Origin of the sequence: Microbacterium sp. UMB0228 (assembly GCF_002871415.1) — a bacterium.
Taxonomy (GTDB): Bacteria; Actinomycetota; Actinomycetes; order Actinomycetales; family Microbacteriaceae; genus Microbacterium.
The window spans coordinates 442,202-462,910 of record NZ_PNFU01000002.1 but is presented as its reverse complement, the minus strand read 5'-3'; the positions used below and the strand labels follow the sequence as shown (position 1 = coordinate 462,910).

Here is a 20,709-nt window from a genome sequence, read left to right as displayed (position 1 = left end):
GGACGGGTGAAGATCCTCGTCCTCGGTTCCGGTGCCCGTGAGCACGCGATCATCCTGGCGCTGCGCGCCGAGTCCCCCGCGCACGAGATCCTCGTCGCCCCCGGCAACGCCGGCATCGCGCAGGACGCGACACCCGTCGCCCTCGACCCGCTCGACGGCGCCGCGGTGACGGCCTTCGCGAACGAGCACGCGGTCGACCTCGTCGTCATCGGCCCGGAGGCCCCTCTCGTGGCGGGCGTCGCGGACGAGCTCCGCGGCCGCGGCATCCCCGTCTTCGGGCCGGGCAAGGCCGCCGCGCAGCTCGAGGGCTCCAAGGCCTTCGCCAAGCGAGTCATGGACGCCGCCGGTGTGCCGACGGGCCGCGCGGTCCGCGCCGCCACGGTCGCCGAGGTCGAGGCCGCGTTCGACGACCTCGGCGCCCCCTACGTCGTCAAGGCCGATGGGCTCGCCGCCGGCAAGGGCGTTATCGTCACCTCCGACCGCGCCGAGGCCATGGCCCACGCGGAGCAGTACCTCCCGGCCGGCCCCGTCCTCGTCGAGGAGTTCCTGTCCGGCCCCGAGGTCTCGCTGTTCTTCCTCAGCGACGGCGACACCGTGCGCGCACTCAGCCCGGCACAGGACTTCAAGCGGGCCCTCGACGGCGATGCCGGCCCCAACACCGGCGGCATGGGGGCGTACTCCCCGCTGCCCTGGCTCGCGGAGCGGTTCGGCAGCGAGCAGGCGTTCGTGGAAGAGGTCACCCGCGACGTCGCCCTCCCGGTCGTCCGGCAGCTCGACGCGGAGGGGACCCCGTTCATCGGCCTCCTCTACGCCGGGCTCATCCTCACCCCGCAGGGCGTGCGCGTGATCGAGTTCAACGCGCGCTTCGGCGACCCGGAGACCCAGGTGGTGCTGCCGCGACTGGAGACCCCGCTGTCCCAGCTCCTCTTCGCCGCCGCCTCCGGCACGCTCGAGGACCAGCCGGAGCCCGTGTTCCGCGATGAGGTCGCGATCACCGTGGTCCTGGCGAGCGAGGGATACCCGGAGGCGCCGCAGACCGGGCGCCCGATCGAGGGTCTGGACGAGGCCGCCGCCGTGGAGGGCGTCCGCCTGGTGCACGCCGCGACCGCGAGCCCCGACGCCCCGGGGGGTTCGCTCATCGCGACGGGTGGCCGTGTGCTGAACGTCGTCGCCGTGGCCCCGGACTTCCGCACCGCCCGCGACCGCGCCTACGACGCCCTCGGCCGCATCCGCCTCGAGGGCTCCCACCACCGCACCGACATCGCTGCCCGCGTCGCTGACTGACCCACTTCGAGTAGCGCAAATGGCTGCATCCCGACCGGAAATGCAGCCATTCAAGCGACTCGAAGCCCGGGACCGTCGGCGACCGTCCCCGTTGAAGTAGCGCAAATGGCTGCATCCCGACCGGGGATGCAGCCATTTGAGCGACTCGAACGGGGTCAGAGAACCTTGGACAGGAAGTCCTGGAGGCGCTCGTTCTTGGGGGCGCCGAACAGGTCGGCGGGAGTGCCCTCCTCGACCACGACGCCGCCGTCCATGAAGACCGTGCGGTCGGACACCTCGCGTGCGAAGCCCATCTCGTGGGTCACGAGCACCATGGTCATGCCGCCCTCGGCGAGGTCGCGGATGACCTGCAGCACCTCGCCGACCATCTCCGGGTCGAGGGCGCTGGTGGCCTCGTCGAACAGCATGATCTCCGGGTCCATCGCGAGCGCACGGGCGATGGCCACGCGCTGCTTCTGACCGCCGGAGAGCGACGCGGGCTTCGCGTCCGCCTTCTCCGACAGGCCGACGCGCTCGAGCAGCGACCGGGCGCGGTCGCGGGCCTCGACCTTCGTCATGCGGCCGAGCTCGACCGGGGCGAGCGTGATGTTCTCCAGCACGGTCATGTGCGGGAACAGGTTGAAGTGCTGGAACACCATGCCGATGCGCTGGCGCACCTCGTCCAGCTTCACGCTCTTGTCGGTGAGGTCGACCCCGTCGATGATCACGTGCCCCGACGTCGGCTCCTCGAGCTTGTTGAGGCAGCGCAGCAGCGTCGACTTGCCGGAGCCGGAGGGGCCGATCACGGCGATGACCTCACCGTCCTCGACCGTGAGGTCGATGCCCTTGAGCACCTCGTTGTCGCCGAACGACTTGTGCAGGTCCCTGACCTCGATCTTGCTCATGCGTTGGCCTTCCTCTCCAGGCGGTTCGCGAGCAGCGTCAGCAGCGTGATCACGACGAAGTAGATGATGGCGACGATCGTCAGCACCTGCGCCGAGAGATACGTCGAGGCGATGATCTGACGCGAGACGAACGTCAGCTCGGCGAGACCGATGACGCTGATGAGCGAGGTGTCCTTCAGCGTGATGATGCCCTGGTTCACGAACGACGGGATCATGATCCGGAACGCCTGCGGCAGCACGACCTTGCGCATGGTCTTCCAGTGGCTGAGGCCGAGCGAGCGCGACGCCTCCGCCTGACCGGGGTCGACGGCCTGGATGCCGCCGCGGATGATCTCCGTCATATACGCACCGGTGTTCAGCGACAGGGTGATCGCACCGGCCACGAACGGGTCGAACTTCAGGTCGGGGATGAGCTGCGGGATGGCGAAGAACACGAAGAACGCCTGGATCAGGATCGGGGTCCCGCGGAAGACGTAGACGTAGGCCGTCGCGATCCAGCGGAACGGCGCGAACTTCGACAGGCGCCCGAACCCGAAGATGACGCCGAGGATGAAGGCCGCGATCACCGCGACGATCGTGGCGAGGATCGTGAGCCAAAGCCCCTGCATGAGGGCCGGCCAGTACTTCACCGCGACCGAGATGATGTCGGTGGGCTGCGCCTCCTGCGCGTCGTCACCCGTCGCGAGGTAGGTGTCCACGATCTCGTCGTACGCGCCGGAGTCCTGCAGGTTGGCGAGGCCGGCGTTGAACATCTCCAGAAGCTCGGCGTTCTCGCCCTTGTTCACCGCGAAGCCGTACTCGCCGCCGAGCGCGGGCTCGCCGACGAGACGGAAGCCCGACCCCTGCTGGATGCCGTAGGCGAGCACGGGGAAGTCTTCGAAGTAGCCGACGGCCTGTCCGGCCTTCACCGCATCGACCATGTCGGTCGTGTCCTGGTAGGGCGTGATCCGGAAGCCGTACTCGTCGGCGTTCTCCTCGGCGAAGGTCTGCCCCTGGGTGCCGGTCTTCACCGCGACGGTCTTGCCGTCGAGGTCGTCGAGCGACTCGATGTCGCTGGACTCGAGCACCCCGAGCTGCACCCCGCTGGTGAAGTACGGGTCGCTGAAGTCGAAGGTCTGCTGGCGCTCCTCGGTGATCGACATGCCGGCCATGACGGCGTCGACCTGGTTCGACTGCAGCGCCTGCACCGCGGCGTCGAAGCCGAGCTGGCGGATCTCCACGTCGAAGCCCTGGTCTTCCGCGATCGCACGCAGGAGGTCCATGTCGATGCCGACCAGGTCGCCGGACTCGTTCGTGAACTCGAACGGCGCGAAGGTCGTGTCGGTGCCGATGACGTAGGTCTCGCCGTCGTCGGCCGCAGTGGCGGGCGCGGCTCCGGCGAGCAGCGCCCCGGCGGCGACGAGCGCGGCGAGAGCAGTCGCGCCGGCGGTGCGGCCGAACCGCCGCAGACGGCTCGGCGGAGAGGATGGATAGCGGCTCACGTCGAGTGCTCCTCGGGGTTCGGAAGGGCGGCCCGGCGGCCGCCGACCATCCACCCTAACCCCGCTCCTCCCGCGCACCGGAATCTCGGCGCGACCCCGAACGCCGCCGGATCCCGCGTGGATACCGGCGTGTCGGGGTCATCGCGGTCACGACGGAGGGGTCGCGGCGACGGCCTCGTCCTTCCGATCCTGCCCACGGATGAACAGCGAGGCGACCAGCGCGACGAGGATCACACCGGCGGGCAGCAGCAGGGTCTGGGACATGCCGGCCGCGAAGCCCTCGGCGATCTGCGGCGGCAGCGCGCCGTCGCCCGTGCCGGCCGGAGCGTCGGCCAGACCGGGGAGGTTCGCCTCCAGCCGCGACTGCATGAACGCGGCGATCGAGGCGGAGCCGATGACCGAGCCGATGGTGCGGGTGGTGTTGTAGATGCCCGCGCCGGCACCGGCCTGTCGCGGCGGCAGCTTGCGCGTGGCCGTGGTCGCCAGCGGCCCCCACATGCCCGCGTTGCCGATGCCCATGAGCGCGGACGGCAGCAGGAACATCAGGATCGGGGTGTCCATCGTGGTCAGGGCGGAGTACCAGACCAGGGCACCCGCGACGCAGAGCAGACCGGGGACGAGGATGATGCGCGGGTCGACGCGGTCCAGGATCTTCCCGGCGACCGGGGCGAGCACCCCCGACAGCACCGCCATCGGGATGAGCAGCATCGCGGCCTCGGTCGGGGTGAGCCCGCGCGCGGTCTGCAGGAAGAACATCATCGGCAGCGACATGCTCGTGACCGTGAAGCCGACCGCCGCGATCGCCACGTTCGCGCCGGAGAAGTTCCGGTCGCGGAAGAGGGCGAGGGGCACGAGGGGTTCGCTGCGGGTGCGCGCCTGCTGCACGATGAAGAGCGCGAGCACCACGACGCCGGCGATGATGAGGCCCCAGACCGAGATCGGTCCCGCGATGGTCCCCCAGTCGTACTTCTCGCCCTCCTGCAGCCCGAAGACGATGAGGAACAGCGCGACGGCGCTGAGGACGACGCCGACGAGGTCGAACCGGTGCGGGTGGGTCTTCAGCTTCGGCACGAGGATCCAGGCGAGCACGAAGGCGACGACGCCGACCGGGAGGTTGACGAAGAAGATCCACTCCCACCCGAAGCCGTCGACGAGCAGACCGCCCGCGAGGGGGCCGACGAGAGTGGCGACGCCGGCCGTGGCGCCCCAGAGGCCCATCGCCGCGCCGCGGCGGTTCGGCGGGAAGGTGCGGGTGATGACGGCCATGGTCTGCGGCGTCATGAACGCGGCGCCGAGCCCCTGCACCGCCCGGGCCGCGATCAGGCCCTCGAGCGTCGTCGACAGTCCGCACCAGAGCGAGGCGAGGGTGAAGACCGCGAGCCCGATGAGGTAGATGTTCTTCGGACCGAAGCGGTCGCCGAGTCGTCCCGTGATGAGCAGCGGCACGGCGTAGGCGAGGAGGTAGGCGCTGGTGACCCACACGACGTTGTCGAGGTTGTTCGTGTCGGGGTCGAGGGCGGCCTTGATCGCCGGGTTCGCGACGGACACGATCGTGGTGTCGACGAGGATCATGAAGAACCCGATGACGAGCGCCCACAGCGCGGGCCACGGGCTCTTCGGCGCGTGACCGGCGGCGAAGGGCCCCGTCTCGGGCCCCGAGGTCTGGCGGGAATCGGTCATTGCTGTGCAGCCTTTCGCTGGGCGCGGTAGCGGTCGGTGTCGTCGAAGGCGTCCGGGCCCCAGCGGAGCTCGTCGCCGTCGAGGCGGGTGAGGAGGGAGTCGAGCCAGCGGAGCTCCGCGTCGAGCAGCGCCTCCTGCCGTTCGATCTCCACGAGGACCTGCGGCGGGACGCCCTTGGTACGGGCGGCGGCGAGGCCGTCGTGGTGAAGCGCGTACGAGGCGACGAGGGCCTCCCGGCGCTCCTGCAGCAGCGCGACGGCGTCGTCGCGGTCGAGGTTGTGCGACTCGGCGAGCGCGACGCGGGCGTCGGTCTCGCGGTCGATGCGCGGGAGGGAGCGACGCACCCACGCGACCACCGCCTCCCGGCCGGCGTCGGTGAGGGTATAGGTCGTGCGTTCCGGTCGGTTGCCCTCACGATCCGTGCCGACCTCGTCGAGCAGACCGGCCCGCTGGAGCCGGGCGACCGTGTGGTACAGCGTGCCGTTGGTGACGGTGATGAGCCGGTCGTCGTGACGCGCGCGGAGCAGGCGCACCATCTCATACGGGTGCATGTCACTCTCGCGGAGCAGCGCGAGCACCATCACCCCGAGCGGCGTGAGTCCCGCCACCACATCCCTGCTCTTCCCCACGCCCCTCCCCCGTCCCCTGCTCTGTCGCCCCGCACGTATAGTCCACATGGACTATACACCCGCCCTTCCTCCGCCGAGACCCCGGTTTTCCGCCGAGACCCCGGGGTCGCGACGCGCACACCCCGGGGTCTCGACGTGAACGCGGGGTCTCGGCGCGGAAGAACACGCATCACCGGGATAATGGGCGGGTGAGCACACCGTCCGCAGGAAACGCGCAGGCCATCCCCGGGTGGCGACACCTCTACTCCGGAAAGGTCCGCGACCTCTACGCCTCGGAGGACCCGGCCGACACCCGCATCCTCGTCGTCGCATCCGACCGGGTCAGCGCCTTCGACGTCGTGCTCTCCCCCGGCATCACCGACAAGGGCGCCCTGCTGACGCGCCTCAGCCGCTGGTGGTTCGCCCAGCTCGACGTGCCGAACCACCTCACGGACGGCGACTTGCCGGAGGAGGTGGCCGATCGCGCCATGCTCGCCCAGTCGCTCGAGATGCTGCCGATCGAATGCGTCGTGCGCGGGTACATCACCGGCTCCGGCTGGGCCGAGTACCAGGAACACGGCACCGTATGCGGCATCGCCCTGCCGGCAGGTTTGCAGAACGGCGACCGCCTGCCCGAGCCGCTGTTCACCCCGGCCTACAAGGCGCCGATGGGCGAACACGACGAGAACATCACGTTCGACCGCGTCGTCGAGCTCGTCGGGGCGGACCGGGCGGCCGAGCTCCGCGACGCCTCGCTCGCGACCTACCGTCGGGCCGCGGCCATCGCCGAGGAGAAGGGCCTCATCCTCGCCGACACGAAGTTCGAGTTCGGGACCGACGCCGACGGCACCCTCCGCCTCGCCGACGAGGTCCTCACGAGCGACTCCTCCCGGTACTGGGACGCCGAGGCCTGGCGCACGGGGTCGACCCCGGCGGAGCGGATGGCGAGCTTCGACAAGCAGATCGTGCGCGACTGGCTCGCGGCGAACTGGGACAAGCAGGGCGAGCCTCCCGTGCTGCCCGAGGAGGTCGTGGCGCGGACGGCCGCCCGCTACCGAGAGCTCATCGACCGCCTCGGCGCCTGACGCCGCGCTCCCCGCCGCCTCCGGGCGCACAGGGAAAACTCAGGAATCGGTAGTGTTGCTCCAGCACTCCGCCCCCGATCCCGAACCCTGAGGAGCCCGCATGGCTTTGTGGAAGCTGCACGGAAACGGCCGCACCGTCGAGCCCGGCGCTGTCGTCACCCCCAAGGAACGTCTGTCCTGGCCCGCGACCATCGCGATCGGCGCGCAGCACGTCGTCGCGATGTTCGGCGCCACGTTCCTCGTGCCGACGCTCACCGGCTTCCCGGTGTCGACGACCCTGCTCTTCAGCGGCATCGGCACGCTGCTCTTCCTCCTCATCACGAAGAACCAGCTGCCGAGCTACCTCGGCTCCTCGTTCGCCTTCATCGCCCCCATCACCGCGGCCGTCGCTGCGGGCGGAACCGGCTCGGCCCTCGCGGGCGTGGTCGCCGTGGGCGTGCTCCTCGCGGTCGTCGGACTCGTCGTGCAGTTCGTCGGCCTCCGCTGGGTCGATGCCCTGATGCCCCCGGTCGTCGCCGGCGCCATCGTCGCGCTCATCGGCTTCAACCTCGCGCCCACCGCCTGGAGCAACTTCGCGCTCGACCCCGCGACCGCCACCATCACCCTCGTCGCGATCATCCTCTTCGCCGTGCTCTTCCGCGGCTTCCTCGGCCGCATCTCGATCTTCCTCGGCGTCGCCGTCGGCTTCATCTGGGCCGCCTTCAACGGCTCGTTCGAGGTGCCCAACCCGCTCCGTGGCGACAAGACCCCCGCCGAGCTCATCGCGGACGCCCCCTGGATCGGTCTCCCGCACTTCCAGTTCCCGGACTTCGTGGAGCCCGGCACCTGGTCGACCATCGCGATGTTCCTGCCCGTCGTGCTCGTGCTCATCGCGGAGAACGTCGGTCACGTGCGCGGCGTCGCGACCATGACGGAAGACCCCGCGATCAACCGCCACACCGGTCGCGCCCTCATCGCCGACGGTGTCGCCACGACCATCGCCGGCGGCTTCGGCGGCTCGGGCACCACGACCTACGGCGAGAACATCGGCGTCATGGCCGCGACCCGCGTGTACTCCACCGCCGTGTACTGGGTGGCGGGTCTGTTCGCGATCCTCCTGGCGTTCTCGCCCAAGGTCGGCGAGGTGTTCAACTCGATCCCCGCGGGTGTGCTCGGCGGGGCGACGACGGCGCTCTACGGCCTCATCGGCATCATCGGCATCAAGATCTGGGTCGACAGCCGCGTCGACTTCTCGCGTCCGGTCAACCAATACACCGCGGCGGTGTCCCTCGTGATCGGCATCGCCGGGTTCACGATGCAGCTCGGCGACTTCGCCTTCGGCGGGATCGTGCTGGGGACGGTCGCGGCGCTGCTCATCTACCACCTGGGCAACCTCATCGCCCGCGCGCGGAAGACCGGTGCCGACGACCCGAAGCCTCTCGAGCCCGTCGGCCCCCTCGGCGGCGACCCCGCGTAGGTTCCGCCCCGCCCCCTGAAGCGTGCGGGACGGTTTTCGCCCCTCCCGCACCCCGCGGAGGCCCGTTTTCGCACTCGCTCCGGGTGCCGGAGGGGTGCGCGAGCCCGGGACATCACGGTCCGGATGGAAAACGCCCCTTCCTCTCACGAGGAGGGGGCGTTTTCGCACTCGCTCGGCCTTGGCCGGCCGAGTCGCGTGGAGATCGAAATGGGGCCCTCCCGGGCTGCGGGAGGGCCAGTTTTGCACTCTCCAGACAGGAACATCCGGCCCACGCGGCGCGCGCGAGTCCGGCCCCACGGTGCGGGGTCGAAAAGGCTCCTCCCTAGCGAGCGGGAGGGGCGTGTTCGCGCTCGCACGCGGGAGACGTTCCGGGGTCAGAGGGCGCGGGATCAGAAACGGGCGTGCCCGGTACAGCGGGATCAGAAACGGGCGTGCCCGGTACATGGGAGGAACGTATTCGCACTCGCACGCAAGGACGCTGCCGGGGTCAGAGGGTACGGGATCAGAAAGGGGCGTGCCCGGCGCGGGGAAGGAACGTCATCGCACTCGCACGCGGGGGCGCTGCCGGGATCAGAGCGTGTGGGATCGGAAAGGGGCGTCTGAGGGGTGCGGGAGGGGCGTTTTTGCACTCCGCACGCGGAGGGGCGGGACGGGACGGGAGGGGACGGGAGGGGGACGGGACGGGAGGGGACGGGACGGGTCAGGCGATCGTGGCGAGGAGGGCGTCGGCGGCGAGGGTCGCGCCGGTGTCGGCGCGCGGGGTGAGGGTGCCGGCGCGGTGTGCGGTGACCGTGGTCTCCATCTTCATCGCGTCGAGCACGGCCACCGGGTCTCCCTCGGCCACCACGGCCCCGTCATCGACGAGCCACCGTACGAGCGTGCCCGGCGCGGGGGCCCGGAGCTCGGAGGGGTCCGCCGACGGCACGGGTGCCGTGACCTCTCCCGCCGGACGGCCCATGCCCGCCAGCAGCTCCGCGGGCAGACCGAGCATCACGCGGCGGCCGTCGATCTCCACCGGGAACCGCTGCAGTCCGGAGACCGGGGCGACTGCGGGGCGTGGCTGCGCCTCCAGTGCCGGGAGCAGCACGGTCTCGATCCACTGGGTGTGCACGGCGAAGGTCGCGGTCGCGAACGCGGGGTCGTCGATGGCGCGGAGGTCGAACGGGATCACGGTCGCCGGACCCTCGACGGCGAGCTCCCGCAGGGCCCGACGCGCACGGACGAGAGCCGCGTCCCGGGTGTCCGCGTGCACGATGAGCTTCGCGATCATCGAGTCGAACGCGGGCTGCACGGTGTCTCCGGCCTCGATGCCGCTGTCCCACCGCACGCCGGGTCCACCGGGGATGCGCAGGCCGTCCACCCGTCCGGGGCTGGGCAGGAACCCGCGGCCGGGGTCTTCGGCGTTGATGCGGAACTCGAACGCATGCCCGGTCGGCGCCGGGGTCTCGGTGAACGACGGCCCCTCGCCGAACGCGATGCGGAACTGCTCGCGGACGAGGTCGGTCCCGGTCACCTCCTCGGTCACGGGGTGCTCCACCTGCAGCCGGGTGTTCACCTCGAGGAACGAGATCGTGCCGTCCGCGGCGAGGAGGAACTCGACCGTGCCGGCGCCGCGGTACTGCACCTCGGCGCAGATCGCCCGGGCCGCGTCATGGAACGCCGTCCGCTGCGCCGCCGTGAGACCGGGCGCAGGAGCCTCCTCGATGAGCTTCTGGTTGCGGCGCTGCATCGAGCAGTCGCGGTCGCCCACGACGACCACGCCGCCGCGCCCGTCGCCGAGCACCTGCACCTCGATGTGCCGCGGGCTCTCCAGGAAGCGCTCCACGAAGCACTCCCCGCGGCCGAACGCGGCGGTCGCCTCGCGGGTGGCCGCGTCGAACGCGTCGGCGACCTCCGACAGCTTGCGGACGACCTTGAGCCCTCGGCCTCCGCCGCCGAACGCGGCCTTGATCGCGATGGGCAGACCGTGCTCCTCGGCGAACGCCACCGCCTCCTGCGGCCCGGACAGCGGATGATCCGTGCCCGCGGCGAGCGGGGCGCCGACGCGCTGCGCGATCCGGCGCGCGGTCATCTTGTCGCCGAGCGCGTCGATGCTCTCCGGCGACGGCCCGATCCAGACGAGTCCGGCGTCTTCGACGGCCCGCGCGAAGGCGGCACTCTCGGACAGGAAGCCGTAGCCGGGGTGCACGGCGTCGGCGCCGCTGCGGCGAGCCGCGTCGATCAGCGCCTCGATGGACAGGTACGTCGTCGCCGCGGTGTCGCCGCCCAGGCCGATCGCCTCGTCCGCGAGCCGCACGTGCAGGGCATCCGCGTCCTGATCGGCGTAGACGGCGACCGACGTGTAGCCGGCCTCGGCGCACGCGCGGATCACGCGGACCGCGATCTCGCCGCGGTTGGCGATCAGCACAGAGGTCATGAGGTCTCCTTGACGGTGAAGCGCACCCGCACGCCCGGCGGAAGCTGAGCGGCGAGGTCGAGGCTGCGGTCGGTGAGGGCACCGATGATGGGATAGCCGCCGGTGAGCGGATGATCGGGGAGGAAGAGCACGGGCTGGCCGTCCGGCGGCACCTGGATGGCCCCGGTCACGGCGCCTTCGCTCGGCAGCTCGCCGCCGACCGCGCGTTCCAGGGGCACGTCGCCGTGCAGCCGGATGCCCACACGGTCGGAGCGCGGCGTGACCGTCCACTCCTGCCCGGTGAGCGCGTCGATGCCGGCAGCGGTGAACCAGTCGTCGCGGGGCCCGAGCGTGATCTCCAGCGTGACCAGCTCCCCGGCTGCGGGAAGGGGGCGCGGCACCGGATCCGGCTCCACGGCGGCCACGGCGGCAGCCCCGATCGGAAGGAGATCGCCGGCGGCCAACGGCGCGGGACCCAGCCCGGCGAGCGTGTCGGTCGCGCGGCTGTCGAGCGCCGCCGCCGGAGCGAAGCCGCCGCGGACGGCGATCACGGACCGGAGACCGCGCTCGGGAGGGCCCAGCGTGAGCTCGTCGCCGTCGACGGTCGCGAACGGCACGCCGGGGAGGAGCGTGCGCTCGATGCCGTCGGCGTCGGTGAGCGTGAGCGAGCCCGTGGCCCCGGTGACGGCGGCCACACCTGCGCCGTGGAAGCGCAGCACGGCCCCACCGACGCTCTCCAGCACAGCCGCCGCCGGCGTGTTGCCCACGGCCCGGTTCGCCGCGTGCATCGCGACCCGATCGGCGACGCCGGAGGCCGAGACGCCCAGCGCCGCGAAACCGGGGCGTCCCGCGTCCTGCACGAGGAGCTGCAGCGACGGTCGCACGACCTCGACCGCCGGACCGTCCCCGCGACGGGCGACCCGCGTCGCGTCGGCCGATGCCGGCGACGCCGCGACCGACTCCCGCTCCGCACGCACGAAGCGCACGCGGCGGCCCGGTGCGAGCAGAGCCGGCGGGTCGCGGTCGATGTCCCACATCTCCAGGGGGGTCCGGCCGATGAGCTGCCAGCCGCCGGGGCTCTCCCGCGGATACACGCCACTGAACGCCCCGGCGAGGGCGACGGAACCGGCGGGCACCCGGGTGCGGGGCGACGACCGCCGCGGCACGTCGAAGAGGGGGTCGCCGCTCACGGCATAGCCGAAGCCGGGAGCGAAGCCGGAGAAGGCCACGCGCCAGTCGGCGGCGAGGTGACGGGCCACCAGTTCCTCCGCCGAGACGTCGAGGAGCGCGGCCGCCTCGTCCAGATCCTCCCCGTCGTAGCGGACCGGGATGGTGACCTCGCCCGCGTCGGGCAGCGCCGCGGCGTCGACCTCGGTCGCGGCGAGCACCTCGGCGAGCGCAGCAGCCGAGGTGCGGTGCGGGTCGAAGCGCACGAGCACGGTACGGGCTCCGGGGATGCGCTCCCGGACACCAGGCACGTCGCTCCATGCGAGGTTCAGCCGCATGGCCTGCTCGAGGTCGTCCGCCTCGACGAGCAGCGCGCTGTCGGAGGCCGTGAGGATGCGCATCAGACCCGGTACTCCGCATCCGGCACATCGGTGACGAACATGTAGCCCGGGGCATGGGTGACGGCGAACGGCGGCTTCGACGCCATGATCGCCGCCTGCGGGGTCACGCCGCACGCCCAGAACACGGGGATCTCGCCAGGGCGGATCTCGGGGGCGTCCCCGAAGTCCGGCGCCATCACATCAGCGATACCGAGCGACGCCGGGTCGCCGATGTGCACGGGCGCACCGTGCACCGCCGGGGTGCGCCCGGAGATCTGCACGGCATCCGCCACGCGATCCGCGGGGATCGGACGCATCGAGACCACCATCTCGCCGCGCAGCCGTCCGGCCGGGGTGCAGTCCACCGCCGTGCGGTACATCGGCACGTTGCGTCCGAGCTCCTGATGACGGATCGGGATCCCGGCCTCGACGAGCCCCGTCTCGAACGTGAAGCTGCAGCCGATGAGGAAGGCGACGAGGTCGGGATGCTCGTCCCACGCCGCCGTCGCGTCGGACACCTCCTCCACGAGCTCGCCGTCCCGCCAGATGCGGTACCGCCCGATGTCGGTCCGGATGTCGCTGCCCGGCGCGAGCCGCGACTCGACCTCCCCCTGCTCGATCACCTCGAGGACGGGGCAGGGCTTCGGGTTGCGCTGCGCGTAGAGGAGGGTCTCGAAGGCCCAGTCCGCGGGCACCGCGATGAGGTTCGCCTGGGTCAGCCCCGGCGCGACGCCGCTGGTCGGGACGGAGTGGCCGGCGCGGTGCGCCGCACGAGCGGCGCGGGCGTCGGCGAGCTGGGCGGGAGTCGCGAGCACGGCCATGTCAGACTCCGGCGAACGGGGCGATGGTGATGCCCTCCGCCTGCAGCAGGCGCTTCGTCTCCGCCGCCATCGCCACCGAGCCCGGGCTGTCGCCGTGCACGCAGATCGACTGCGCGGACACGGCCACGTCGGTGCCGTCGATCGCCCGGATCACGCCGTCCGCGGCCAGGCGCACCATCCGCTCGGCCACCCCGGTGGGGTCGTGCAGCACGGCCCCCTCCTCGGTGCGGGAGACGAGCTGACCGTCCGGCTGGTAGGCGCGATCGGCGAAGGCCTCCGCGGCGACCGCGAGCCCTGCTCGTTCGGCGACGTCGAGCACGACGCCGCCGGCGAGACCGAGCAGCACGAGCGAGGGGTCGATCGCCTTGATGGCCGCCACGACGTCCTTCGACTGCCGCTCGTCGCGGGCGATGGTGTTGTAGAGCGCCCCGTGCGGCTTGACGTAGGAGACCCGCCCGCCTACCGCCGCGGTGAGCCCGAGGAGCGCACCGAGCTGGTACTCCACGTGCGCCTGCAGCGTGGCCGAGTCGATGTCGACCTTCGTGCGCCCGAAGTTCTCGTAGTCGCGGTACCCGGGGTGGGCGCCGATCACGACGCCGCCGGCGACGGCCGCGGCCAGGGTCTCGCGGATCCCCTCCGGGCTGCCCGCATGGAACCCGCACGAGACGTTCGCGCTCGTGACGATCTCGAGCATGCTCGCGTCGTCGCTGACGATCCGGTCGGGGACGTTCTCGCCGAGGTCCGAGTTCAGGTCGATGGTCGCCATGTCACGCTCCGATTCCGAGGAAGGCGAAGATGGGGCCGATCGAGACGGCGCCCATGTACCAGGTGAGCGCGGTCACGACGGTGCCCGCGATGAGCAGCCACATCGGGTACTTCCGGTCGCCGAGCAGGTCGCGGCGGAACCAGCCGATGTACATGAACACCGTCAGCCCGATGGGGAGGATCAGGCCGTTGAAACCGCCGACGAAGACGAGGATCGCGGCCGGGGCCGTGCCGATCGCCAGGTAGACCCCCAGCGACACGACGATGAACGCGACGGTGGCGAGCTGCAGCGGCCAGCCCCCGCGGAGCTTGGCGGTGAAGGTCGAGAGGAAGGTCGCCGAGGTGTACGCGGCGCCGATGACCGAGCTGATCGCGGCGGCCCAGAAGATTGCGCCGAAGATCCGCAGACCGGCGTCGCCGAGCACCGCACCGAATGCCTGCCCTGCCGGGTTGGCGGCCTGCGAGGAGAGGTCGAGCGCCACGCCGGAGGCCACCACGCCGAGGATCGCGAGGAACAGCACGTAGCGCATGATGCCGGTCACGAGGATGCCGTTGGCGGCGGCGCGCATGACGGGCTTCGCGTACTGCGGGCCCACGTGGCCGGAGTCAAGGTAGCGGTGGGCGCCGGAGTAGGTGATGTAGCCGCCGACCGTGCCGCCGACGATCGTCGTGATGGTGGCGAAGTTGAGCTGGTCGGGCACGAAGGTCTGCCGCAGCGCGTCGCCGATGGGCGGCTGGGCGATGAGGGCGACGACGAGGGTCATCACGATCATGCCGACGCCGAGGATGATGAGGACGACGTCCATCACCTTGCCGGCCTTCTTCACGAGGAAGATGATGATCGCGAGGGCCGCCGTGAGCGCGCCGCCGAGCTTCGGGTCGATGCCCAGGAGGGCGTTCAGTCCGAGACCGCCGCCGGCGATGTTGCCGATGTTGAACGCGAGCCCGCCGATGACGACGAGGACGGCGATGACGTGGCCGGAGAACGGGATGGCGCTGTTGGCGAGCTCGCCGGCCCGCTTGCCGGACGAGGTGATCATGCGCCAGATGTTCAGCTGCACCGCGATGTCGACGAGGATCGACACGAGGATGGCGAACGCGAACGCGGCTCCCATCTGGGCGGTGAACGTCGCGGTCTGGGTGATGAAGCCCGGACCGATGGCGCTCGTCGCCATGAGGAAGATGGCGCCGATGACGGCACTGCGGCCGGCGCGCTTCTTCGCGTGGGTGGCGCGGGCTTCGTCCTCGGGGGTGAGGGCGGGGGCGGACTGCTCGGACATAGGGGGGTCCCATCGTCGTTGGTGGGTGTCGGGTGACCCCCAGTGTAGAACGGACAGAACCTGATTGTTCAACAATCATGTTTCCGTCGTGCTACAGCGCGGTTGCTTTCGTGTGATCATCGGCACGATCTCCCGCACCGACCGCGCCTACGATGAAGGCATGAACCAGCAGGGCCCGCTCGCCGACGTGCTCCGTCAGCGCATCATCGACGGCGACGTCGCCCCGGGCTCCCGGCTGTCGGAGTCGTCTCTGGCCGAGAGCTTCGACGTGTCGCGCAACACCCTGCGCGAGGCGTTCCGGGTGCTCGCGGAACAGGGGCTCGTCGCGCACATCCCGCACCGCGGCGTCTCGGTCGCCTCTCCCACGATCGCCGACGTCATCGACATCTACCGCGCCCGCCGCGTCATCGAGTGCACGGCTCTGCGGCAGTCCGAGCCCGAGCATCCCGCCGTCCAGCGCATGACCGACGCGGTCGCCGCGGCCGAGGCCGCCGTGGCCGGGGTCTCGGCCGACGACGCGTCCGCCTGGCGCGCGGTCGGCAGCGCGAACATGGCGTTCCACGTCGCGCTGGTCGATCTCGCCGACAGCCCGCGTCTCGCCCGCACCTACCGGAACGTCGCGGCGGAGCTGCGCCTCGCGTTCCTGAAGATCGACGACCCCCGCGCGCTGCACGAGCCGTTCGTCCGGAAGAACCGCGCCGTCCTCGACACGTTCCTGACCCGGGGCGCCGAGGCCGGGGCCGCCGAGTTGGAGCGGTACCTCGTGCAGTCGGAGCGGGTCGTGCTCGGCGCTTTCGCGCGGATGCAGCTCGACTGAGCGGGGGCTGCGGCTCAGGACGCGTCGGTCCGCAGCGCCGCCGTCGCGCGGGGTCGGGGTTCGCCCGGGGGCGAGGCCGGCAGCCCAGGCAGCGCGGCGGTCGGCTCTGGGAGACCATACCGGCGGTGCAGCCAGCGCCGCGCGTCCTCGAGCGGATACGTGTCGCCGAAGACGCAGTACTTCACGAACACCCCCTCCAGGGTGCTGCGGAGCATGACCTCCTCCAGCGCCGGATCCTCGGCGCCTCGGGCACGGAACACCGCGCGCACGGCATCCTCGGCGGCCGTCGCGCCGTCCGCATAGCGCTGCTCCGACTCCGCGAACAGCCGATGCGTCAGCGGCTGCTGCTGCATGGCGAGCACCGCACGCTGCAGAGGCATCGCGAAGGCCGTCGCGCCGATCGCCCCGTCGATGATCGCGGCGAGCATCTCGTCGGGCGTGCCCTCGACCTGCGCGAACCCCAGCACCGTCTCGAACCACCGGTCGATCACCGCGGCGACGAGCTGGTCCTTGCCGCCGAAGTGGTAGTTCACCAACCCCTGGGCGACGCCGGCGCGACGCGTGATCTCGGCGATGCCCGCCCCGGCGACGCCGCGTTCGCTGAAGACCTCGATCGCCGCCTGGAGGATGTTCTCGCGTGCGCGCTCCCGCGCCGCACGGTTCTGCGCATCCGATCGCGCCATGCGGTGTCCACCTCCCGGGTCCTCCGGCGGAATTCCCTCACGGGCCGTCTCGGGATAGATTAATCACTGAATGCTCGTTCAACCTATGGAGGGTGCGAGCACTCGCGGCGCGGGGGTTCGCCGCAGCGGGCCACGGACGCGTCTTCCGCCGATCGAGGGGGTGGCGGAGACGCGTCCGTGGTCATCCTCGACCTCCGGCCTACGACGAGGGACCGACGACCAGGCCCGGGCGTCGACCGCCGGTGCCGACGTCCGGCCGAGCCACGGCGGCACCTTCGACGGCGACGGATGCGGCCGATTCCTGACCTGAGTGCAGAAAGCGGGCGACGGGCCGTGTCGCGCCTTGACCCCGTCGAAATCGCGCGGTTAGCGTGAGCGGGCTTCGGCCCCTCGGTGGCAGCGATGCTCACCGTTCCGGCCGGAGTCCGCTCGCTCACCGGGCGCGCGGCACCGCTCAGATCGAAGAGGATCTTCCATGCGATTCACCAGAAAACTCGCGCTCGCCGCCACCGCGGCGGCCGCGCTCAGCCTCAGCGCGGTCATCCCCGCCACGGCCGCGTCCCCCGACGATTCCGCGCCCTCATACCAGGAGTTCGCGGCGTCGACCTATCGGGACATCGACGGCGCCTACGTCGTCAACGGCGACGAGGTGATCTCGAACAAGAAGGAGCTGCGCGCGTTCTACGACCGGCTGATCGGCCCCGAGACCCGCACCGACGGCCTCATCGTCAACACGGTCAACAACGTCGTCGACAAGTGGTCGCCCGCGCAGGTCGCCAACCTCACCTACTGCGTGAGCACGAAGTTCGGCAATCGTCACGCCGATGTCGTCCGAGCGATGGAGAGCGGCGCGGCACTCTGGGAGTCCGCGTCGTCGAAGATCGACTTCCGCTACGTGAGCAGCGCCGACGCCAACTGCACCACGCGGAACAACGCCGTCGTCTTCTCCGTCGAGCCGGTGGCCACGACGCAGTACATCGCCCGCGCCTTCTTCCCCAGCACGCCGGCCCAACAGCAGAACGTCCTCATCGACGACTCGATCTGGAGCGCCGGAGCCTGGACGCCGACCAACGTCATCGGCCATGAACTCGGTCACGTCCTCGGCTTCCGCCACGAGCACACCCGCCCGGAGGCCGGCACATGCTTCGAGGACAACAACTGGCGTCCGCTCACGCCGTACGACTCGTCGTCGATCATGCACTACCCGCAGTGCAACGGCAGCTCCGCGGATCTCTCCATGACCAGCGTCGACCGCAGCGGCGTCGTCTCGCTGTACGGGAACTGACACTCTCGTCCCAGAGGTGCGTCATCCTCGAGGCCCGGTCGTCCGCGACCGGGCCTCACCGGTGTCCGCGGTCGGTGCGGCTCAGGCGGAGCCGCGGACGACGAGCTCGGTCGGCAGGATGGTCGTCCGAGGCGGGTCCTCGCCGGCAAGCCGGGAGAGCAGCACCTGCGTCATCGCCTCGCCCTGGGCGTACATCGGCTGGCGCATCGTCGTCAGGGGCGGATCGGTCGTGAGGGCCACCGAGGAGTCGTCGAAGCCGACGAGCGCGATGTCCTCAGGTACCCGCACCCCGGCGCCGCGGAGGGCCATGAGCGCCCCGCGGGCCATGAGGTCGCTGGCGACGAAGATCGCGTCCGGTCGTCCTTCCGCGAGCAGACGGCGGGCGGCATCGGCTCCGCTCGCCTCACTGTAGTCGCCCTCCTCCTCCGCGAAGGGCGTCAGCCCCGCGGCGGCGAGCGCGGCGCGGAACCCCTGCACGCGGTCGGTCGACGACGGCATCGTGAGCGGACCGGAGATCGTGGCGATGCGGGTGCGTCCGATGTCGACGAGGCGCTGCGTGGCCGCCCGTGCCCCGGCGACGTTGTCGACGTCGACCACGTAGTCGCCCTCGGCCCGCCGCACCGGACGGCCGCCGTAGACCACGGGGACCGCGTCGGCGATCCGGTCGACGAACGCGTCACTCGTGTGGTGCGACACGATGAGCGCGCCGTCGACGCCGCCGTTGCGCACGAAGCTCGTCATCTTGTCGCCGGGGTCGTCGCTCGCGATCAGGAGGTTCAGGAGGTAGTCGGAGCTGCGGAGCGCGCCGGTGATGCCGGCCACGATCGCCGCGAAGAACGGGTCGCCGAAGAAGCGGGTCGTGTCCTCAGGGACGATGAGGGCGATCGCGTGCGTCTGCCGGGAGGCGAGCGAGCGCGCGGCCCGGTTCGGGACGTAGTTGAGCTCGTCGATCGCGGCGCGCACGGCGGCGAGCGCTTCCGGGCTGACCGCGGTCGACCCGTTCACCACCCGCGACACGGTCGACCGGGACACGCCGGCGGCCGCCGCGACCTCCTCGATGGTCGCGCGGGGCGACATCATCGCTTGCTCTCTTCCATCGCCCCATTCTCATCCACCCGGAGCCAGGCCGTGAAAATCCCCGCTTCGAATCGCCCGATTGGTCCCATTTCGGCCGCAGATGGGACTAATCGGGCGATTCGAACGGGTCAGAGGGACCGGGCGGCGATGATCCGGGCGTACTCGCGGCCGGAGTCCTTGACCGTCCGCTCCTGGGTGTCGTAGTCCACGCGGACGATCCCGAAGCGCTTGTCGTACCCCCACGCCCACTCGAAGTTGTCGAACAGGGACCAGTAGAAGTAGCCGCGCACGTCCACACCGCTGTCCCTGGCGTCCAGCACGGCGTCGAGGTGCGCGCGCAGGAACGCGGTACGGTCGGCGTCGGGCACCCGGGTCTCCCCGTCCTCCACCACGACCGTGTCGTCGTAGGCCGCGCCGTTCTCCGTCACCGAGAGCACCACGCCCGCGGGCTCGGCGTACTCGGTCCAGAGCCGCTGCAGCAGTCGCGTCAGCCCCTCCGGCTGGACCTCCCAGCCCTGGGCGGTCCGGGGCAGTCCGCGCTCGACCGCGTGGATGCCCTCGTGCGAGGGATACGGGCTCCGCGTCACGTGCGCCGTCTCCGGGCCGCTGGAGACCGGGGCGTCGTCGGGCCCCGTGCCGGACACGAGGTCGCCGTGGTAGTAGTTCACGCCCTGGGTGTCGATGCGCTGGGCGATCGTGTCGAGGTCGCCCTCGTGCACCGCCGCCTCGAATCGCGCCACGGCCTCGGGGTCCACCGCGCGGATGTCCTCCACGGTGTCGGCGGGGTAGACGCCGCGGTAGATCGGGTCGAGGAACCACCGGTTGAACTGGCCGTCCAGCCGCCGGGCGGCGTCGACATCCGCGGGGTTCTGCGGATCGGCGGGGTCGGCCACCGTGTGGTTCAGCGTGATGCCCAGGTTGAGGGACGCGTCGCGGCCGCGGAGCTCCCGCACCGTCGCACCGTGCGCGAGCAGCAGGTGGTGCGAGGCCAGCAGCCCCTCGGCGACGCTCGTGTGCCCTGGCGCGTGCTCGCCTCCGGTGTAGGAGAGGAAGGACGAGCACCACGGCTCGTTCAGGGTCGTCCACACGTTCACGCGGTCGCCGAGGGCGTCGTGCATGGTGCCCGCGTACTCCAGGAAGCGCTCGACGGAGTCGCGGTTCGTCCAGCCGCCGGCCTCCTGCAGGGCCTGCGGCATGTCCCAGTGGTACAGCGTGAGCCAGGGCAGGATGTCGGCCGCGAGGAGCTCGTCGACGAGGCGGCTGTAGAAGTCCACCCCCGCCTGGTTGACTGCGCCGCCGTCCGGGCGCACGCGCGACCACGAGGTGGAGAAGCGGTACGTCTGGAGGCCGAGCTCCTTCATCAGCGCCACGTCCTGCGGATACCGGTGGTAGTGGTCGCACGCCACATCCCCGTCGTCGCCGCCGACCACGGCCCCCGGCACCCGGCAGAAGGCGTCCCAGATGGAGGCCGTCCGTCCGTCCTCGAAGGCGGCGCCCTCGATCTGGTAGGCCGCGGTCGCCGCGCCGAAGAGGAAGTCCGAGGGGAAGGCACGCGTCATAG

General features: G+C 71.2%; 17 protein-coding genes. 5 read left to right on the top strand and 12 right to left on the bottom strand.

What is annotated here, in order from left to right:
- Positions 1–6 precede the first annotated feature (6 nt).
- On the top strand, positions 7–1,284 hold the full coding sequence (purD, locus tag CJ226_RS06330) for a phosphoribosylamine--glycine ligase (protein WP_102208666.1): 1,278 nt from the start codon (positions 7–9) through the stop codon (positions 1,282–1,284).
- Positions 1,285–1,439: 155 nt separating this feature from the next.
- On the opposite strand, the gene CJ226_RS06325 is transcribed toward purD, so the two are convergent.
- The 4 genes from CJ226_RS06325 to CJ226_RS06310 form a co-directional block, all read right to left on the bottom strand.
- Positions 1,440–2,168: an amino acid ABC transporter ATP-binding protein gene (locus tag CJ226_RS06325; protein WP_062766131.1), complete on the bottom strand. Its 729-nt coding sequence runs from the start codon at positions 2,166–2,168 to the stop codon at positions 1,440–1,442.
- Entirely contained in the window at positions 2,165–3,649 is a 1,485-nt protein-coding gene (locus CJ226_RS06320; RefSeq protein ID WP_102208665.1) for an amino acid ABC transporter substrate-binding protein/permease, read from the bottom strand. Before CJ226_RS06320 ends, CJ226_RS06325 begins: the two co-directional genes overlap by 4 nt.
- Before the next feature lie 147 nt (positions 3,650–3,796).
- Positions 3,797–5,329, bottom strand: coding sequence for a DHA2 family efflux MFS transporter permease subunit (locus CJ226_RS06315; RefSeq protein WP_102208664.1), 1,533 nt, complete (start codon positions 5,327–5,329; stop codon positions 3,797–3,799).
- Positions 5,326–5,958, bottom strand: a complete 633-nt coding sequence (locus CJ226_RS06310; RefSeq protein WP_308409680.1) for a PadR family transcriptional regulator — start codon at positions 5,956–5,958, stop codon at positions 5,326–5,328. Before CJ226_RS06310 ends, CJ226_RS06315 begins: the two co-directional genes overlap by 4 nt.
- Positions 5,959–6,146: 188 nt before the next feature.
- Here CJ226_RS06310 and CJ226_RS06305 point away from each other — a divergent pair, with 188 nt between their 5' ends.
- Both CJ226_RS06305 and CJ226_RS06300 read left to right on the top strand, forming a co-directional pair.
- The gene (locus tag CJ226_RS06305; RefSeq protein ID WP_102208662.1) at positions 6,147–7,022 is read left to right on the top strand and encodes a phosphoribosylaminoimidazolesuccinocarboxamide synthase; all 876 of its coding nucleotides are present in this window, start codon (positions 6,147–6,149) and stop codon (positions 7,020–7,022) included.
- A 100-nt stretch (positions 7,023–7,122) separates the two neighbouring features.
- Positions 7,123–8,478: a uracil-xanthine permease family protein gene (locus CJ226_RS06300; RefSeq protein ID WP_102208661.1), complete on the top strand. Its 1,356-nt coding sequence runs from the start codon at positions 7,123–7,125 to the stop codon at positions 8,476–8,478.
- A 700-nt stretch (positions 8,479–9,178) separates the two neighbouring features.
- Here the strand turns inward: CJ226_RS06300 and CJ226_RS06295 are convergent.
- The 5 genes from CJ226_RS06295 to CJ226_RS06275 are packed head-to-tail and all read right to left on the bottom strand — an operon-like array spanning position 9,179 to position 15,286.
- On the bottom strand, positions 9,179–10,894 hold the full coding sequence (locus tag CJ226_RS06295; protein WP_102208660.1) for a biotin carboxylase N-terminal domain-containing protein: 1,716 nt from the start codon (positions 10,892–10,894) through the stop codon (positions 9,179–9,181).
- Positions 10,891–12,441, bottom strand: coding sequence for an urea amidolyase family protein (locus tag CJ226_RS06290; protein ID WP_062633049.1), 1,551 nt, complete (start codon positions 12,439–12,441; stop codon positions 10,891–10,893). Before CJ226_RS06290 ends, CJ226_RS06295 begins: the two co-directional genes overlap by 4 nt.
- Positions 12,441–13,241: a putative hydro-lyase gene (locus CJ226_RS06285; protein ID WP_062633051.1), complete on the bottom strand. Its 801-nt coding sequence runs from the start codon at positions 13,239–13,241 to the stop codon at positions 12,441–12,443. Before CJ226_RS06285 ends, CJ226_RS06290 begins: the two co-directional genes overlap by 1 nt.
- 1 nt (position 13,242) lies before the next feature.
- A complete protein-coding gene (locus CJ226_RS06280) occupies positions 13,243–14,007 on the bottom strand; it encodes a LamB/YcsF family protein (protein ID WP_062633053.1) in 765 nt (254 codons plus the stop codon).
- Position 14,008: 1 nt separating this feature from the next.
- Positions 14,009–15,286 (bottom strand): NRAMP family divalent metal transporter, encoded by a 1,278-nt coding sequence (locus CJ226_RS06275; protein WP_062633055.1) that lies wholly within the window; start codon positions 15,284–15,286, stop codon positions 14,009–14,011.
- 160 nt (positions 15,287–15,446) lie between these two features.
- Here CJ226_RS06275 and CJ226_RS06270 point away from each other — a divergent pair, with 160 nt between their 5' ends.
- Positions 15,447–16,103 carry a GntR family transcriptional regulator gene (locus tag CJ226_RS06270; protein ID WP_102208767.1) on the top strand — a complete coding sequence of 219 codons (657 nt, stop codon included), beginning with the start codon at positions 15,447–15,449 and terminating at the stop codon, positions 16,101–16,103.
- 14 nt (positions 16,104–16,117) lie between these two features.
- Here CJ226_RS06270 and CJ226_RS06265 read toward each other — a convergent pair whose 3' ends face one another.
- Complete coding sequence (locus tag CJ226_RS06265; RefSeq protein WP_102208659.1) at positions 16,118–16,786, bottom strand: TetR/AcrR family transcriptional regulator; 669 nt, start codon at positions 16,784–16,786, stop codon at positions 16,118–16,120.
- 475 nt (positions 16,787–17,261) lie between these two features.
- Between CJ226_RS06265 and CJ226_RS06260 the strand changes: the two genes are divergently transcribed.
- Complete coding sequence (locus tag CJ226_RS06260) at positions 17,262–18,071, top strand: M57 family metalloprotease (RefSeq protein ID WP_102208658.1); 810 nt, start codon at positions 17,262–17,264, stop codon at positions 18,069–18,071.
- An 81-nt stretch (positions 18,072–18,152) separates the two neighbouring features.
- On the opposite strand, the gene CJ226_RS06255 is transcribed toward CJ226_RS06260, so the two are convergent.
- Both CJ226_RS06255 and CJ226_RS06250 read right to left on the bottom strand, forming a co-directional pair.
- Positions 18,153–19,148, bottom strand: coding sequence for a LacI family DNA-binding transcriptional regulator (locus CJ226_RS06255; protein ID WP_102208766.1), 996 nt, complete (start codon positions 19,146–19,148; stop codon positions 18,153–18,155).
- Between the two features lie 128 nt (positions 19,149–19,276).
- Positions 19,277–20,707, bottom strand: a complete 1,431-nt coding sequence (locus CJ226_RS06250) for a GH1 family beta-glucosidase (RefSeq protein WP_180964546.1) — start codon at positions 20,705–20,707, stop codon at positions 19,277–19,279.
- Positions 20,708–20,709: the final 2 nt, after the last annotated feature.

What these genes read in the sequence shown, in the direction of transcription:
- CJ226_RS06325 (WP_062766131.1), bottom strand. Translation starts at nt 2,168, where the DNA reads ATGAGCAAGATCGAGGTCAGGGACCTGCACAAGTCGTTCGGCGACAAC.
- CJ226_RS06315 (WP_102208664.1), bottom strand. Translation starts at nt 5,329, where the DNA reads ATGACCGATTCCCGCCAGACCTCGGGGCCCGAGACGGGGCCCTTCGCC.
- CJ226_RS06300 (WP_102208661.1), top strand. Translation starts at nt 7,123, where the DNA reads ATGGCTTTGTGGAAGCTGCACGGAAACGGCCGCACCGTCGAGCCCGGC.
- CJ226_RS06295 (WP_102208660.1), bottom strand. Translation starts at nt 10,894, where the DNA reads ATGACCTCTGTGCTGATCGCCAACCGCGGCGAGATCGCGGTCCGCGTG.
- CJ226_RS06290 (WP_062633049.1), bottom strand. Translation starts at nt 12,441, where the DNA reads ATGCGCATCCTCACGGCCTCCGACAGCGCGCTGCTCGTCGAGGCGGAC.
- CJ226_RS06285 (WP_062633051.1), bottom strand. Translation starts at nt 13,241, where the DNA reads ATGGCCGTGCTCGCGACTCCCGCCCAGCTCGCCGACGCCCGCGCCGCT.
- CJ226_RS06280 (WP_062633053.1), bottom strand. Translation starts at nt 14,007, where the DNA reads ATGGCGACCATCGACCTGAACTCGGACCTCGGCGAGAACGTCCCCGAC.
- CJ226_RS06275 (WP_062633055.1), bottom strand. Translation starts at nt 15,286, where the DNA reads ATGTCCGAGCAGTCCGCCCCCGCCCTCACCCCCGAGGACGAAGCCCGC.
- CJ226_RS06270 (WP_102208767.1), top strand. Translation starts at nt 15,447, where the DNA reads ATGAACCAGCAGGGCCCGCTCGCCGACGTGCTCCGTCAGCGCATCATC.
- CJ226_RS06265 (WP_102208659.1), bottom strand. Translation starts at nt 16,786, where the DNA reads ATGGCGCGATCGGATGCGCAGAACCGTGCGGCGCGGGAGCGCGCACGC.
- CJ226_RS06260 (WP_102208658.1), top strand. Translation starts at nt 17,262, where the DNA reads ATGCGATTCACCAGAAAACTCGCGCTCGCCGCCACCGCGGCGGCCGCG.
- CJ226_RS06255 (WP_102208766.1), bottom strand. Translation starts at nt 19,148, where the DNA reads ATGTCGCCCCGCGCGACCATCGAGGAGGTCGCGGCGGCCGCCGGCGTG.
- CJ226_RS06250 (WP_180964546.1), bottom strand. Translation starts at nt 20,707, where the DNA reads ATGACGCGTGCCTTCCCCTCGGACTTCCTCTTCGGCGCGGCGACCGCG.